At 53.6% G+C, this 14595-nt stretch carries 10 protein-coding genes; 7 read left to right on the top strand and 3 right to left on the bottom strand.

Annotation, left to right across the window (positions count from 1 at the left end; genetic code table 11):
- Positions 1-13: 13 nt before the first annotated feature.
- Both amaB and hglS read right to left on the bottom strand, forming a co-directional pair.
- Positions 14-1549, bottom strand: a complete 1536-nt coding sequence (gene amaB, locus JNC80_RS04695; protein WP_022709346.1) for an L-piperidine-6-carboxylate dehydrogenase — start codon at positions 1547-1549, stop codon at positions 14-16.
- Between the two features lie 270 nt (positions 1550-1819).
- Positions 1820-3211 (bottom strand): 2-oxoadipate dioxygenase/decarboxylase HglS, encoded by a 1392-nt coding sequence (hglS, locus tag JNC80_RS04700; RefSeq protein ID WP_376709672.1) that lies wholly within the window; start codon positions 3209-3211, stop codon positions 1820-1822.
- A gap of 391 nt (positions 3212-3602) precedes the next feature.
- Between hglS and JNC80_RS04705 the strand changes: the two genes are divergently transcribed.
- The 7 genes from JNC80_RS04705 to JNC80_RS04735 all read left to right on the top strand — a co-directional run bounded on the left by JNC80_RS04705 (position 3603) and on the right by JNC80_RS04735 (position 12224).
- The gene (locus JNC80_RS04705) at positions 3603-4535 is read left to right on the top strand and encodes a LysR family transcriptional regulator (RefSeq protein WP_022709344.1); all 933 of its coding nucleotides are present in this window, start codon (positions 3603-3605) and stop codon (positions 4533-4535) included.
- A gap of 365 nt (positions 4536-4900) precedes the next feature.
- Positions 4901-6184 (top strand): NAD(P)/FAD-dependent oxidoreductase, encoded by a 1284-nt coding sequence (locus JNC80_RS04710; protein ID WP_116087864.1) that lies wholly within the window; start codon positions 4901-4903, stop codon positions 6182-6184.
- 274 nt (positions 6185-6458) lie between these two features.
- On the top strand, positions 6459-7448 hold the full coding sequence (locus JNC80_RS04715; RefSeq protein WP_170265281.1) for an ABC transporter substrate-binding protein: 990 nt from the start codon (positions 6459-6461) through the stop codon (positions 7446-7448).
- An 11-nt stretch (positions 7449-7459) separates the two neighbouring features.
- Positions 7460-9160, top strand: a complete 1701-nt coding sequence (locus JNC80_RS04720) for an ABC transporter permease (RefSeq protein WP_376709673.1) — start codon at positions 7460-7462, stop codon at positions 9158-9160.
- On the top strand, positions 9148-10221 hold the full coding sequence (locus JNC80_RS04725) for an ABC transporter ATP-binding protein (RefSeq protein ID WP_376709674.1): 1074 nt from the start codon (positions 9148-9150) through the stop codon (positions 10219-10221). Before JNC80_RS04720 ends, JNC80_RS04725 begins: the two co-directional genes overlap by 13 nt.
- Complete coding sequence (locus JNC80_RS04730) at positions 10218-11399, top strand: MBL fold metallo-hydrolase (protein WP_376709675.1); 1182 nt, start codon at positions 10218-10220, stop codon at positions 11397-11399. The genes JNC80_RS04725 and JNC80_RS04730 overlap by 4 nt, the downstream gene beginning before the upstream one ends.
- 81 nt (positions 11400-11480) lie before the next feature.
- Complete coding sequence (locus tag JNC80_RS04735; RefSeq protein ID WP_376709676.1) at positions 11481-12224, top strand: 5'/3'-nucleotidase SurE; 744 nt, start codon at positions 11481-11483, stop codon at positions 12222-12224.
- A gap of 59 nt (positions 12225-12283) precedes the next feature.
- Here the strand turns inward: JNC80_RS04735 and JNC80_RS04740 are convergent, their stop codons facing one another.
- Positions 12284-14593, bottom strand: a complete 2310-nt coding sequence (locus JNC80_RS04740; protein ID WP_376709677.1) for a Tex family protein — start codon at positions 14591-14593, stop codon at positions 12284-12286.
- Between the last annotated feature and the right edge of the window lie 2 nt (positions 14594-14595).

The raw sequence follows: 14595 nt of genomic DNA on the forward strand, positions 1-14595 counted from the left end.
TCAGTACTGATGATTAGTCGATGTCGAAGGATACGCCCTGTGCGAGCGGCAGTGCCTTTGAGTAGTTTACAGTGTTGGTTGCACGGCGCATGTAAGCTTTCCATGCATCTGAACCGGATTCACGACCGCCACCGGTTTCCTTTTCACCGCCGAATGCGCCGCCGATTTCAGCACCGGATGTACCGATATTGACGTTGGCAATACCGCAATCCGAACCGGATGCAGAGAGGAAACGCTCAGCTTCCTGCAGGTTCAGTGTGAAGATCGAAGACGACAGACCGGCGCCAACTGCGTTGTGCAGTTCGAGTACGTTGTCGAAATCGCTGTATTTCATCACATAGAGGATCGGTGCGAAGGTTTCTTCGAGAACTGGACCAGCCTGTTCTGGCATTTCAACGATTGCTGGCTGTACGTAGTAACCTGTGTCCGGACCAACGGAAACGCGTTCACCACCGACAACTTTACCGCCATGAGCCTTGGCTTCTGCCAGAGCTTTCTGCATGCCGTCGAAAGAAGCTTTGTCGATCAGCGGACCGATCAGTGCAGGAGTTTCCAGCGGGTTGCCGATGGATACGCTCTGATAGGCTTTGACCAGACGTGGTACCAGTGTGTCGTATACGCTTTCGTGTACGAACAGACGACGCATGGTGGTGCAACGCTGACCTGCAGTACCCATGGCACCGAAAGCAATCGCGCGCAGAGCCATGTCGAGATCGGCTGACGGGCAGACGATACCGGCATTGTTGCCGCCGAGTTCGAGGATAGCGCGTGCGAAACGCTTGGCCAGACGTGGACCTACATCGCGACCCATGCGGGTTGAACCGGTTGCGGAAACCAGCGGAACCTTCGGATGGTCAACCAGAACTTCACCGATTGTACGGTCGCCGATGATAACAGCGGACAGACCCTTAGGAGCATCTGCGCCGAAACGGGCAGCTGCACGGTTGAAGATCGCTTCACAAGCCAGAGCTGTGAGAGGGGTCTTTTCGGAAGGTTTCCAGACAACAGAGTCACCGGCAACCAGTGCCAGAGCCGCGTTCCATGACCAGACAGCTACAGGGAAGTTGAAGGCGGAGATAACGCCGACAACGCCGAGCGGATGCCATGTTTCCATCATGCGGTGACCGGCGCGTTCAGTCGCAATTGTCAAACCGTAAAGCTGACGGGACAGACCAACTGCGAAATCGCAGATGTCGATCATTTCCTGTACTTCGCCGAGGCCTTCGGAGATGATCTTACCGGCTTCGATCGAAACGAGACGGCCGAGATCAGCTTTGGAAGCGCGCAGTTCTTCACCGAGCAGGCGGATCAGTTCACCGCGGCGTGGAGCCGGAACATCGCGCCATGTGCGGAATGCTGCATCAGCTTCTTCGATCATGCGGGCAGTGTCTGCAGCCGAATGAGTCTTGAGGGCGCCGATCTGTTCGCCGGTAACCGGGCTGAACGAGGCAAGATCACCGCCTGTATAGGCAGCGCTGTCAACGCCAAGCTTGGCGAGAATGTCAGCAGCTTCCTGCTTAACGTTCACTTTTTTATTTTCGGTGCTCATAAATCGCATTCCCTATTGTTTATCGTTCAGAATATCAGGCGCTTGTTCGGGTAAGGGAACAGACCTGATATTCTATCTGGTACGGTGGAGCAGTAATCTGCTCCGGAGCATTTCGCAGTTAACTGGCTTCAGTTAACGACCGCGATAATGCGACAACTCAAGAATCTAGAGCGAGTGTTGTGGATCAAATGAAGCGCGACACGCTCTAGTATAAACAGCTGAACGGCAATCCGCTTTGAGGGCAGATTGCCGTTTTCATATGTTATCTAGTTATTCTGCTGCAGCTTTAAAGGCGAGAGCCTTCAATGCACCCTCAACAGATTCGCGCTCGATGCGGGCATAGTGTTCAAATTCATTGAGCACGGTTGCGCCGAGATCAGCTTCGAAACGCTTCTGGTTCGGGCTTTCAGTGAATTCCTGTGTATCGTCGTCGCCGAGATTGGACTGGAAGATACCAGCGGCGCTGACCGGCAGGAAGTCTTCATAGACAATCGGATCAAACTGGATTGCGCCTTCAGCAATCAGGCTGTCGAGATTGGCGGCTGTCAGTTCACTCTTGGCTTTCGAGCGGTCTGCAACGCTGTAAGCGAAGTAGCCGAGACCCTGTTCACGGATTTCTGCCCATGTGTCCGGGAATTCTTCAAAAACTTCACCGAGAATACGGACATATTCAGCAGCATTCGAACCATCCGGCGCAGGGCGGATGCGTGCACGGGTCTTGTCGAGCAGCGCATCATAAAGACCGCGGCCTTTTGGTGTCAGAGCGATACCGCGCTGTTCAATTTCACCAAAACGGGCAGTGTGTGTACCGGCTTTCCATTCGCCTGCAGCATCGGTGAAAGAAACGGATTCTTCGAGCGCTTTGAACGAGGTCTGACGCAGCAGAACCGCACATTTACGGGTTGGCGGGCCTTCAACAACAGCTTTAGGCGAAATATTGCGCGCCGGCATCTGAGCCTGCACGGCATCGATGTCGAGTGTGCGTGGTGTCAGGTGGTTGATGTGCGGGCCTTTGAAAGACACAACGTCAGCAATCAGACGATGGGCGTCGTGCAGACGGTGATAGAGTTCTGCACTCACATTGGCTTTATCGTGCCAGCGGAATGTTTCCAGAACTTCAGCAACAAACTTGTCAGCCTGTTCCTGTGTGAGACCACCCTGTTTTTCAGCAATCTCGATCAGCTCAATCGCACCGGCAGTGAAGATGTTGCGTTTTGCGAGTGTTTCTTCAGCTTCCTTGCGCAGCTTTTCGTCAGCGATCAGGTCGAGACGCAGCAGCGAAGTGAAAACGCGGAACGGATTGATCTTCAGCGATGCATCAGCAACCGGACGGAAGGCTGTGGAATGCACAGGCACACCGGCAGCGGACAGATCATAGTAACCGACAGGGAACATGCCCATAACGGCATAAGCACGGCGCATCATGGAAAGTTCAGCGGCGGTGCCGAGGCGGATCGCGCCGTGACGCTCTTCGGAAATACGATCCAGAGAATCGGTATCCTCGAGACGGGCGAGCAGTTCAGGCTGGGCTTTCAGGGTCGCAGCATTAACATCTGCAACCAGTTCCATCAGCGTACCGTAAGCAGGCACTTCTGTACGGTACATTGCGGACATTGCGGCTGAGAATGCAGCGCGGATGCTGTCGGCTGATACGAAATTCATGGTTTGCCTCCTTGAGGGCTTTCCGTATGCGAGCTGTTATCTGTCTTGGGAGAAGATAAAGCCCTGTCTGTTTTGCTCTTGGTGCAGTTCCATAAAGAAAAGCGGATGACGTTTTTCCTGAAACTGCCCTAAAACTGCTTCGTGTGGTTGATTTGTGCTCTTTGGGAGTCGCACAAAACCATCCTGATGTTGTTATAAAGGCCTATCTGATCCGAAAAATGTCAGCCAGTTTTCGGGATATGCTTTAAATTTGATGCGTAATTTCTTTTTAAATCGATTTTCGACTATCAGAAACACGTATCAGATGTTGATATCATGACTAAAATTGATCATATCAGCTGTAGTGGCCGCATGATTGCGACGAAACCGACTATGTTTATGCGAGGCAGGAATGAAGCTCAGCCGACGACTGATACCGGATATCGCCATTTTGCAGGCTTTTGAATGCGCTGCACGTCACGGAAGTTTTACACAGGCAGCCCACGAGCTGAACCTGACGCAAAGCGCGGTGAGTCGTCAGATCAAGGATCTGGAAGGCCAGCTCGGCGTTTTGCTGTTTGAGCGAATCCGTCAGCGCATCCTGCTTTCCGATGCGGGACGCAAGTTTTTGCCGGAAGTACGCCGTCTGCTGAACCAGACGGAAGATACCATGTTGCGGGCGATGGCCTCGGCACAGTCTTCTTCGGCTTTCAGCGTGGCGACATTGCCGACATTCGGCGCGCGCTGGCTGATGCCGCGTATTCCGAATTTCATCGAAGAAAATCCGGGTGTGGCTTTTAATGTCGGCTCACGCACCGGCGTATTCGACTTTGAAGAATATCCGTTTGATATGGCTATTCATTATGGTCAGCCGGTTTGGGCACATGCCACCTGCAATTATCTGTGCAGTGAGATGGTGGTGCCTGTTGCCAGCAATGCTTTGATCGAAAGCCACCGCATTGTTGAGCCGGAAGACCTGCAGAAAGAGCCTCTGCTGCATTTGACAACACGTCCGAAAATGTGGACGCAATGGTTTGAACTTTGCGAAGTGGATGCGCGCAGCACCTATAGCGGCCATCGTTTCGATCAATTCTCTATGGTGATAGAGGCGGCTGCCGCAGGGCTTGGGATTGGTTTGTTGCCGGTTTATCTGATTGAGCAGGAATTGCAGGAAGGTCGCCTGCGAATTCTGTTTGATAAGCCTATGCGCACCGAGAATGATTATTATCTGGTGGTGCCGGAAGGCAAACATGAAAATCCGCTGATACAGACATTTTCCAGCTGGATTCGCGGGCAGGTCGGCCAGCATGACTATATGGCGCTGGTGCATCTGAACGCAGAATAAGATATGTAATGCAATTTAAGTGGAATAGGTCATTCCGCAAATGAATGATCTGTTGCGCAAAAATTGCTACTTTTGCCAAAACCGAAAGGTGTATGGCTACTTAAGCGCCAGAAGAAAAAGACGATAAGAACACTGGTAAATAACAAGCCGGATGATTTTCCGTGTTGTGCTTCAAATTTCAAACACTCAGAGTGTTGTGTGTGTATCCGCATTATATATACGGCGCTCTTTATCCATTTTGATCGTTGACCTTTTGTCTGAGCCGCTTTTGCGTGGTGCGTATATTTCAGGCGCATAATCGTAGGCTTGTTGCTGCAATCCAGGCTGACATAAGTGGCAACGTTGTTTTTGAGAAATGAACTGACATGTTGAATAATCCCCGTTCTCACGGTCTCTGGGAAAAATCCGCTCCTGCCGCTCCGGTTACATCTGCCCTGCAAGGCGAGTTAAACGTTGACGTGGTTGTTGTAGGCGGTGGTTTTACCGGACTTTCAACCGCACTTAATCTGAGTGAACGCGGCAGCAAAGTTGCCGTGCTGGAAGGTGTTGAAATCGGTTTCGGCGGTTCCGGCCGCAATGTCGGTCTGGTCAATGCCGGTATGTGGGTTATGCCGGATGATCTGCCGGGTGTGCTCGGTCAGAAATATGGTGACCGTCTGCTCGAAGCACTCGGCAATGGCCCGAAAATGGTTTTCGAGCGTATTGAAAAACACAATATCGCCTGTGAAGCGACCCGCACCGGTACGCTGCATTGCGCTGTCGGTCAGAAAGGCCTGCGCGAATTGCAGGATCGTGCGGAGCAGTGGCAGCGCCGTGGTGCGCCGGTTACACTGCTGAGCGCCGAAGAAACCGCAAAGAAAGTCGGCACCAAGGCCTATAGCGGCTCACTGCTGGATATGCGTGCAGGCACCATTCAGCCGCTGGCCTATGTGCGTGGCCTTGCCCATGCGGCCATTGCTGCAGGTGCACAGATTTTCACCGGTTCACCGGTGACTTCCACTGAACGTGTGGGCAATGACTGGGTGGTTCGCACTGCCAAGGGTTCGGTGCGTGCGCAGTGGATCGTGGTGGCAACCAATGCTTATACACAGGCACCATGGCCGCAGATTCGCGCAGAAATTATGCATCTGCCTTATTTCAATCTGGCTACCAAGCCGCTGACCAAAGAGCAGCAGGCACAGATTCTGCCGGAACGTCAGGGCGTATGGGATACCAAACAGGTGCTGTCGTCTTATCGCTATGACCAGTCCGGTCGTTTGGTTTTTGGTAGTGTTGGCGCATTGCGCAATACCGGCACAGGCATTCATACGGCATGGGCGAAGCGCGAAATGAAGCGTCTGTTCCCGCAGCTTGGCAAAGTTGAATTTGATTATGAATGGTACGGTCTGATCGGCATGACCAATGACAGCCTGCCGAAATTTCATCGCTTTGATAAGAATGTGATCGGTTTCAGCGGTTATAATGGCCGCGGCATTGCCACCGGTACTGTATTCGGCAATGTGCTGGCACGTCATATCAGCGGTGAAATCAGCGAAGCTGATCTGCCATTGCCGGTGACTGAGCCGGAAACACAGTCCTTCCTCGGTATCCGCGAAGCCTATTATGAAACCGGCGCACAGATCGCGCATTTTGCCGGCGCTCGCTTCTGAGCGCCTAAATCAAAGAGCATGCTCGCTTCTGAGCGCCTAAATCAAAGAGCATGCTCGCTTCTGAGCGCCTAAATCAAAGAGCACGCAAGATTCTGAGCCAACTGCCAGAATAGATGAGGTTTTAACAGGGCATTGCTGGTTCAATGCCCTGTTTGTTTTTGTTTTCTGTGGTGACTTTATTCTTTGTCATAAACTTGTAGTGTTCATTTAATAAATGAACGGCGAGTAACCGGCTCGCTCCGGTGTCGGATGAATGATTTCAGGGATAAGAATCATGTTGCAGAAACGCACGTCACGTAAAACAGTTCTGGCTACTGCTCTGGCAGTGTTTATGGGCGCAACTGCGGTGAATGCAGAAACGCTCAATCTTTATACCTCGCAGCCGGAAGCTGATGCGACCAAAACCGTTGAAGCATTCCGTAAAGCCAATCCTGATATTGATGTGCAGGTATTCCGTTCCGGCACCAGCGATATCCTCAGCAAGCTGGCTGCTGAATTTGCTGCCGGTGCGCCGCAGCCGGACGTGCTGCTGATCGCCGATGCCGTGTCGATGGAACTGCTGAAAAAAGACAATCGTCTGAAAGCCTATGAAGGCGCGAAGACAGATGGTCTGACCGAAGGTTCGTTCGACAAGGACAAAACCTATTTCGGTTCCAAGCTGATCACCACAGGTATCGCCTATAACACACAGGCGAAAAGCAAGCCTGAAAGCTGGGCTGATCTCGGCAAAGAAGAATATAAAGGCCAGATCGTGATGCCGAGCCCGCTTTATTCCGGCGCGGCTGCTTATCTGCTCTCCGGCTTTGCGCTGAATTCCGAACTCGGCTGGGATTATTTTGAAAAGCTGAAAGCCAATGAGCTGATCAGCGTGCGCGGCAATGGTGCTGTGCTGAAATCCGTTGCCAGCGGTGAAAAGCCTTACGGTATTCTCGTGGATTTCATGGCACTGAATGCCAAGGCAAAAGGTTCGCCGGTTGAGTTCGTATTCCCGAAAGAAGGCGTGCCTGCGGTAACTGAGCCTGTTGCAATCATGGCGACTGCCAAGAATGTTGCCGGTGCAGAGAAGTTTGTTGATTTCATCCTCTCCGACGATGGTCAGAAACTGGCACTGGAGCAGGGCTATCTGCCAGCCAAGGAATCTGTTGGTCGCCCGGGCTGGCTGCCGGAAGGTACAAAAATCAACATCATGTCGATTGATACGCTCAAAGTTCTGGGTGTGACAGAAGCCGACAAGAAGCGTTTTTCTGAACTGTTCGGCGGTTAAGGCATTCTTTGATGTCAGATAAAATATTTGGTCAGAGCCGGGATACGGCTCTGATTTTTCTTGTGGCGGCAGTGGTGTTCACGCTGTCTCTGTGGCCGATGCTGCGGCTGGCCAGCGAGATCATCGCGCCGAATGGTCACCTCTCTGACAGTGCATTGCGCTCGGCGCTTTCTTCAACCTCCACATGGGTTGCCACCCGTAATTCTTTAATCACCGGCTTTGGCGGTACACTTGCTGCTGTTATTCTTGGCAGTGCCGTGGCGCTGCTGGTAAGCCTGACCAATATTCGTGGACGCGGCGTGTTCGTGCTGATGTTTGTGGTGCCATTGCTGATTGCGCCGCAGGTGACGGCATTGGCATGGCTGCAACTTTTTGGTCCCGCGAGCCCATTTCTCAAAATGATCGGCATGGCGCCGGAGCTTGGCAGCCGTAACCCGCTCTATTCTACCACTGGTATTATTGCATTGCTCGGCATTCAATATGCGCCGCTGGTGTTTCTGATTGTACGCGCCGGTTTGCGTAAATTACCGCGCGAGCTGGTTGAAGCCGCTTTGAGCAGCGGTGCCAGTAAATGGCAGGTGACGCGCACAATCATTGTGCCGCTGATGACACCATCGGTAATCGGCGCTTCTGCGTTGGCTTTCGTGTCCTGTGTGGGTAATTTTGGTATTCCTGCTTTTTTGGGAATTCCGGCCAATGTGCTGGTGCTGCCGACTTTGATTTATCAAAAGCTTGCCGGTGGTGGACCATCTGTGCTGTCGGAGGTCGCTGTGCTTTCACTGCTGATCGGTGTGATCGCAATGGCGGGTATTCTGTGTCAGGATTATATGGCACGCCGCCGCGATTATCGTATCGCTTCAACCTCGCTGCCTGCTGCGCCTTTTGAACTTGGCTCATGGCGCCTGACTGTTGAGGTCGCTTGCTGGCTGCTGATAGCCGTGGTGCTGGTGCTGCCGATGTTCGGCCTGTTGCTCACCGCATTGGTGCCTGCTTTTGGTATTCCGCTGAGCTGGCAGACGGCAACGCTGGATAATCTGAAATTCGTGCTGCTTGACCATGCAGGGGCTCGTCGTGCGCTGGTCAATTCATTCACCCTGTCGCTGGCCGCAGCCGGTTTTGCAGTGCTGGTGGCGGTGCCGCTTGGTTATCTCATCACATGGCGGTCGCGCTGGTGGACACGCTTGCTCAATCTCGCAGCCGAATTACCCTATGCTCTGCCGGGTGTGGTATTGTCGATTGCGGCATTGCTGATGTTCCTCAAGCCTTTGCCGGTTGTCGGGTTGCATCTCTATAATACGATCTGGATCATTCTCTACGCCTATCTGGCACGGTTTCTGGTGCTGGCATTGCGTCCGACCATTACCGGACTGCATCAGATTGACCGTGCTCTGGAAGAGGCGGCGCAGGTGGCAGGCGCAGGGCTGCTGACACGGCTGCGCACCATCGTGTTTCCGCTGGTAGCACCGGCAACTCTGGCTGGCGGTGTGCTGATTTTCATGACCGCTTTTTCGGAGCTGACTGTTTCCGCGCTATTATGGTCATCGGGATCGGAAACGCTGGGCGTGGTGATTTTCTCTTTTGAACAGGGTGGCGATTCACCCTATGCGGCTGCAATATCTGTGCTGGTCGTGTTGATTACATTCTTACTGATGCTGGTGACCAATATGTTTGCCAGATATCTGCCTGACGGAGTTCTGCCATGGCGGGATTGACTATCTCTCAGCTTTCCAAAAGCTTTAACGACACCAAAGTGCTGACCGATGTGTCGCTGGATATCGCCAATGGTGAATTCATTGCCGTGCTGGGGCCTTCCGGCTGCGGCAAGACCACATTGCTGCGTATGATTGCCGGATTTGAACAGGCGAATGACGGTGTGATCTATGTCGGCGATAATCTGGTGACCGGCAAAGGCCAGTTCGTGCCGCCGGAAAAACGCCGTGTCGGTATTGTGTTCCAGAACTATGCTCTCTGGCCGCATATGACTGTTTCGGAAAATGTCGGCTATAGTCTGAAGATAGCCAAGGTGGAAAAAGCCGAGCGCGAGCGCCGTGTGCAAGAGGCACTGAAGCTGGTTGATCTGCAGGGCTATGGTGATCGCCGTCCGGCGAACTTGTCCGGCGGGCAGCGTCAGCGCGTGGCACTGGCGCGTTGTCTGGTGGCTGCGCCGTCGCTGGTATTGTTTGACGAACCTTTGGCCAATCTGGACGTGCATCTGCGTGCTTCGATGGAAGATGAGTTTGCGCGCTTCCATAAGCGCACCGGCACAACGATTGTGTATATTACGCATGATCAGGCCGAGGCGATGGCACTGGCCGACCGTATTGCGGTGATGGACAAAGGCAAGCTGATGCAGTTTGCTTCGCCGAAAACGCTTTATAATGAACCGGCCAATGCGATGGTCGCGTCTTTTATCGCGCAGGGCATGGTACTGCCTGCGGAGATTTTGAGCGTCAATGGCAGTGGTTCCTGTGAGGCATTGGTGCTGGGGCAGCAAGTGCGTTTGCGTTGCCGCGCCGATGAAGTGGTACGTAAAGACGCACAGATTTGTATCCGTGAAGATGATCTGGAACTGGTGAAACAGGACGGATTTTCCGTGCGGGTGACACGCTCGGTCTATCAGGGCGGTGCATCGCGGATTGAAGCTGTTGCCGAACAGGCTCCGGAACTGAATCTGCATTTCAATCTGCCGGATCCGCTGCATCTCAAAGCGGATGATGTGGCGCAATTACGTATCCGGTCAGGCTGGGTAATCCCTGAAGCAGGTGCCGTATGAAGATCAATCTCTATGGCGGTTTTGGTGAAAAAGGACGCTTAGGCGTTGGTATCAGCACAACTAAAACCAAGCTGCTGTTTGATATCGGCATTAAGGTCGGAGCCACTGGGCGCGATTATTATCCGCTGATTGAGGTGGATGCGATTGCTGCACTTGATGTGGTGCTGATCTCCCATGCCCATGAGGATCATGTCGGCGGGTTGTTGTGGTTGCTGGCGCAGGGCTTTCAGGGGCGTATCCTGATGACTGCCGAAACTTTGGCAGAAACAGGTCAAACTCTGAAGAATTATGCCGAGCAACAGCATTTGGAAAAGATTGTCTTTCCGCAAGAACGTATTGAACTGTTCAAAGCAGGCGATGTGCTGACCATCGGAGATGCGGAAATCACCACCGGTCGTTCCGGCCATGTGGCTGGTGGCGTGTGGTTCTGTGTTGAGGTCGAAGGGCACAAAATTCTCTATAGCGGCGATGTGGTGCCGGATAGTCCGGTGCTGGAGATGGATGCATTTCCGCAATGTGATCTGTTGCTGCTGGATGCCTCTTATGGTGCGGATGGGGTTTCGGGTAGCGTGCGGGCACAGCAAATCCGCGAATGGATTTTGCAGAACCGTGATGGTTGTCTGCTGCCGACCCCACTCTCCGGTCGCTCGCTGGAACTGATGGCACTGATGCCGGTTAATTTTGCTATTCATGCGGATATGCGTGCTGCACTGGCTGAGCAGATTGCAGCCACAGGTGCCCTGCGGGATGGTGTGGCCGGACGGTTGAAACAATTGCTGCATCAGGCGCAGGAGTGGCGTGAAGATCAGGCGCTGCCGCGCTGTCCGCTGCTGACATTTGATGCGATGGGGCAGGCAGGGCCTTCCGCCTATGCGATGAATCGTGCGCTGCGCACCGGCTGGCCGGTTTTGCTGACCGGCCATGTGCCGGAAGATACACCGGCCTTTGATATGCTGCGGGATGAACTGGCTGATTGGATAAGACTGCCGACCCATCCGACTTTGAGCGGTATGGTCGCGCTTTGGGAGCAGGCGGGTAAGCCTGATATACTTGGTCATTCCTGCTCGGCTCAATTGCTTGGCGAACTGGCAGAGCATATTCCAGTTGTGCGTCAGGATGTGAAGAGCGGTGATGTGATAGAGCGCATTCCGAAAAGTGTGAAGCGGTTTTCGGATTAAAATGCGCGTTAATTTAAAAAAACAAAGCATTTCTAACAATGCAAACTCAACTGGAAATGCTTTGGAATTGGGAGAAGCCTGATGCGTATTTTGCTTTGCAATGATGACGGTATTGATGCCGAAGGTCTGGCTTTTCTGGAACGTGCTGCACGGGCGTTGAGTGATGATGTGTGGGTTGTGGCACCAGATGGTAAGCGCACGGCTGCGGGTGCATCCATCACCATCGGCAAACCACTGACCATGGTGAAACGCGGTGAGCAGCGCTATTCCTGTTCCGGCACACCTGCGGACTGTGTTGTGTCGGCGATGAGCTGGTTGTTCAAAGATCAGGCCAAGCCTGATCTGGTGCTGGCAGGGATTAATGACGGGCGCAATGTGGCGGAAGATCTGGCCTATTCCGGTACGCTTGGTATTGCCCGTGAGGCAACATTCTGGGGTATTCCTGCCATTGGTTTTTCACAGGTCAAACAGCCGCGCCGTGGTGAAGATGATCTGGTGGCGCTGGTGCAATTACTGCGCAATCTTTTAGAGCGGCGTGCAGACTGGCAGAGAGAAGGGCACTGGCTGAGCATTAATCTGCCGCATAGTCTGCCTGCGCCAATTGCCCAGCCGCGTATCGGTCGGGATAAGATTGCATCATCATCTGAGGTGGTCAGCACAGATGGGGTCGAGACAGTGCTGCTGGTGCCACGGGGTCGCCCGCATTCATCTTCCGAAGGTGATGATAATGATCTGATTGATCGCGGTTTCATCTGCATCAACCGGCTCAACTGGTTTGGTGAGACGGAGCTAAATGAGAATCTTATCAAATCCTTAGGTAGATAAGTTCTTCTTTTGATTCAGATATGAAAAAGGCCGCTCAATTTAGCGGCCTTTTTATTTGGTTATTTACGTTTCATGGCTTCAAGCAGTGCTGCACCAAAACCGCCCTGAGCTTCAGCAGGCTTTTCCTGCGGCTTGGCTGTGAAATGTTTCTGTGCCGGACGTTGCCCGCGCTCACCCATAGGCTTGGGGGCGGCTTCGCCACCGCCATCTTTGCGCATGGTCAGGCCGATACGCTTGCGCGGCACATCCACTTCTGTCACACGCACTTTCACCACATCACCGGCTTTTACCACCTCATGCGGATCCTTGACGAATTTATCGGCAAGCTGGGATACGTGCACAAGACCATCCTGATGCACGCCGATATCAACAAAGGCACCAAAGGCGGCAACATTGGTCACGGTACCTTCCAGCAGCATGCCGGGTTTGAGATCTTTGATATCGTCAATGCCATCGGCAAAGGTCGCGGTTTTGAATTCCGGACGCGGATCACGGCCTGGTTTTTCCAGTTCCGACAAAATGTCTTTCACCGTTGGCAGACCAAAACGCTCATCAACAAAGAGCTTCGGATCAAGCGCACGCAAAGCACTGGCGTCACCCATCAGTGAGCGCACATCGCGGCCGCAGGCGGCAACGATTTTAGCAGCCACGCCATAGGCTTCAGGGTGCACTGATGAGGCATCAAGCGGCTCAGTACCATTCGGGATACGCAGGAAGCCTGCGGCCTGCTCAAATGTACGGTTGCCGAGACGGGCGACTTTGAGCAGGTCTTTACGCTTCTTGAACGGGCCGTTTTCATTGCGATGCGCAACAACGGCTTCGGCAAGCGATGTGCCAAGGCCGGACACACGGGCGAGCAGTGAAGCGGAAGCAGTGTTGAGATCAACACCGACAGCATTCACCGCATCTTCCACAACGGCATTCAGCATATGGGCAAGACGCGCCTGATCCACATCGTGCTGATACTGGCCGACGCCGATGGATTTTGGCTCAATCTTCACCAGTTCTGCCAGCGGGTCTTGCAGGCGGCGGGCAATGGAAACCGCGCCGCGCAGCGATACATCAAGCTGCGGGAATTCTGCCGCCGCTGTTTCCGAGGCTGAGTAAACCGATGCACCGGCTTCTGAAACGATCACTTTAAGCGGTTTCGGAGCTGGCATGTCAGTGAGCAGGTCGGCAACCATACGCTCGGTCTCGCGGCTTGCAGTGCCGTTGCCGATAGCGATCAGCTCTACTTTATGCTTGCGGATCAGCGAGGCGATTTCAGCCTGTGCACCGCGCAGATCATTGCGCGGCTGGAACGGATAGACCGTTGCAGTGTCCAGCAGTTTGCCGGTACCGTCAACGATCGCCACTTTCACGCCTGTGCGGATGCCCGGATCAAGACCCATCGTTGCACGGGAGCCGGCAGGCGCTGCCAGCAGCAGGTCTTTCAGATTGCGGGCGAAAACATTGATCGCTTCTTCTTCCGCGCGTTCACGCAGATCACGCATCAGATCGAGGGAGAGGGACAGTGAGAGTTTCACGCGCCAAGTCCAGCCGATCACTTCCATAAGCCATTTATCACCGGCCAGCGTGCCGCCGACCTGATAGCTATGGGCGATCATCCGCTCAACCGGTTTGACCGGCGATGTGTCCTGCTGGTCAACAACAATATCCAGCGTCAGGAAATCTTCATTGCGGCCGCGCAGCATGGCAAGAGCGCGGTGACCGGCAACCTTGTTCCACTGTTCGTTATGGGCAAAATAATCGGAGAATTTTGCGCCTTCAGTCTCTTTTCCAGCAACGACACGAGACTGCAGGACCGCATTGTCCTTCATGTAGCTACGCAGACGGCCGAGCAGGTCAGCATTTTCGGTGATACCTTCGGCGATAATATCGCGCGCACCTTCAAGGGCGGCTTTCACATCAGCTACATCCGGCGTGATATAGGCGGTCGCCAATTCGGCAGGCACCGCAGCGCGGTTGTCGAGGATTGCCTGAGCCAGTGCACCAAGGCCACGCTCACGGGCGATTTCCGCACGGGTACGGCGCTTCGGCTTGAAGGGTAAGTAGATATCTTCCAGCTCAGCTTTGGTGCTGACGTTTGCAATTTTCAGCTCAAGCTCCGGTGTGAGCTTTTCCTGTGTACGGATGGAGTCCAGAATGGAAGTGCGGCGGGCTTCCAGTTCACGTAAATAGGTCAGACGCTCGGACAGGTTACGCAATTGCGTGTCATCAAGACCACCGGTCACTTCTTTACGGTAGCGGGCGATAAACGGCACGGTCGAGCCTTCATCAAGCAGGCCGATAGCGGCAACCGCCTGTTCCGGTTTTGCATTGATCTCACCGGCAATGATGGCGGCAATCCGTCTGGTAATGTCTGTCATAA

The sequence above is a fragment of the Pseudochrobactrum lubricantis genome (genome assembly GCF_041929865.1).
Lineage (GTDB): Bacteria > Pseudomonadota > Alphaproteobacteria > Rhizobiales > Rhizobiaceae > Pseudochrobactrum > Pseudochrobactrum saccharolyticum.

Coding starts and splice junctions, on each gene's coding strand:
- amaB (WP_022709346.1), bottom strand. CDS start 1,549: ATGAGCACCGAAAATAAAAAAGTGAACGTTAAGCAGGAAGCTGCTGAC.
- hglS (WP_376709672.1), bottom strand. CDS start 3,211: ATGAATTTCGTATCAGCCGACAGCATCCGCGCTGCATTCTCAGCCGCA.
- JNC80_RS04705 (WP_022709344.1), top strand. CDS start 3,603: ATGAAGCTCAGCCGACGACTGATACCGGATATCGCCATTTTGCAGGCT.
- JNC80_RS04710 (WP_116087864.1), top strand. CDS start 4,901: ATGTTGAATAATCCCCGTTCTCACGGTCTCTGGGAAAAATCCGCTCCT.
- JNC80_RS04715 (WP_170265281.1), top strand. CDS start 6,459: ATGTTGCAGAAACGCACGTCACGTAAAACAGTTCTGGCTACTGCTCTG.
- JNC80_RS04720 (WP_376709673.1), top strand. CDS start 7,460: ATGTCAGATAAAATATTTGGTCAGAGCCGGGATACGGCTCTGATTTTT.
- JNC80_RS04725 (WP_376709674.1), top strand. CDS start 9,148: ATGGCGGGATTGACTATCTCTCAGCTTTCCAAAAGCTTTAACGACACC.
- JNC80_RS04730 (WP_376709675.1), top strand. CDS start 10,218: ATGAAGATCAATCTCTATGGCGGTTTTGGTGAAAAAGGACGCTTAGGC.
- JNC80_RS04735 (WP_376709676.1), top strand. CDS start 11,481: ATGCGTATTTTGCTTTGCAATGATGACGGTATTGATGCCGAAGGTCTG.
- JNC80_RS04740 (WP_376709677.1), bottom strand. CDS start 14,593: ATGACAGACATTACCAGACGGATTGCCGCCATCATTGCCGGTGAGATC.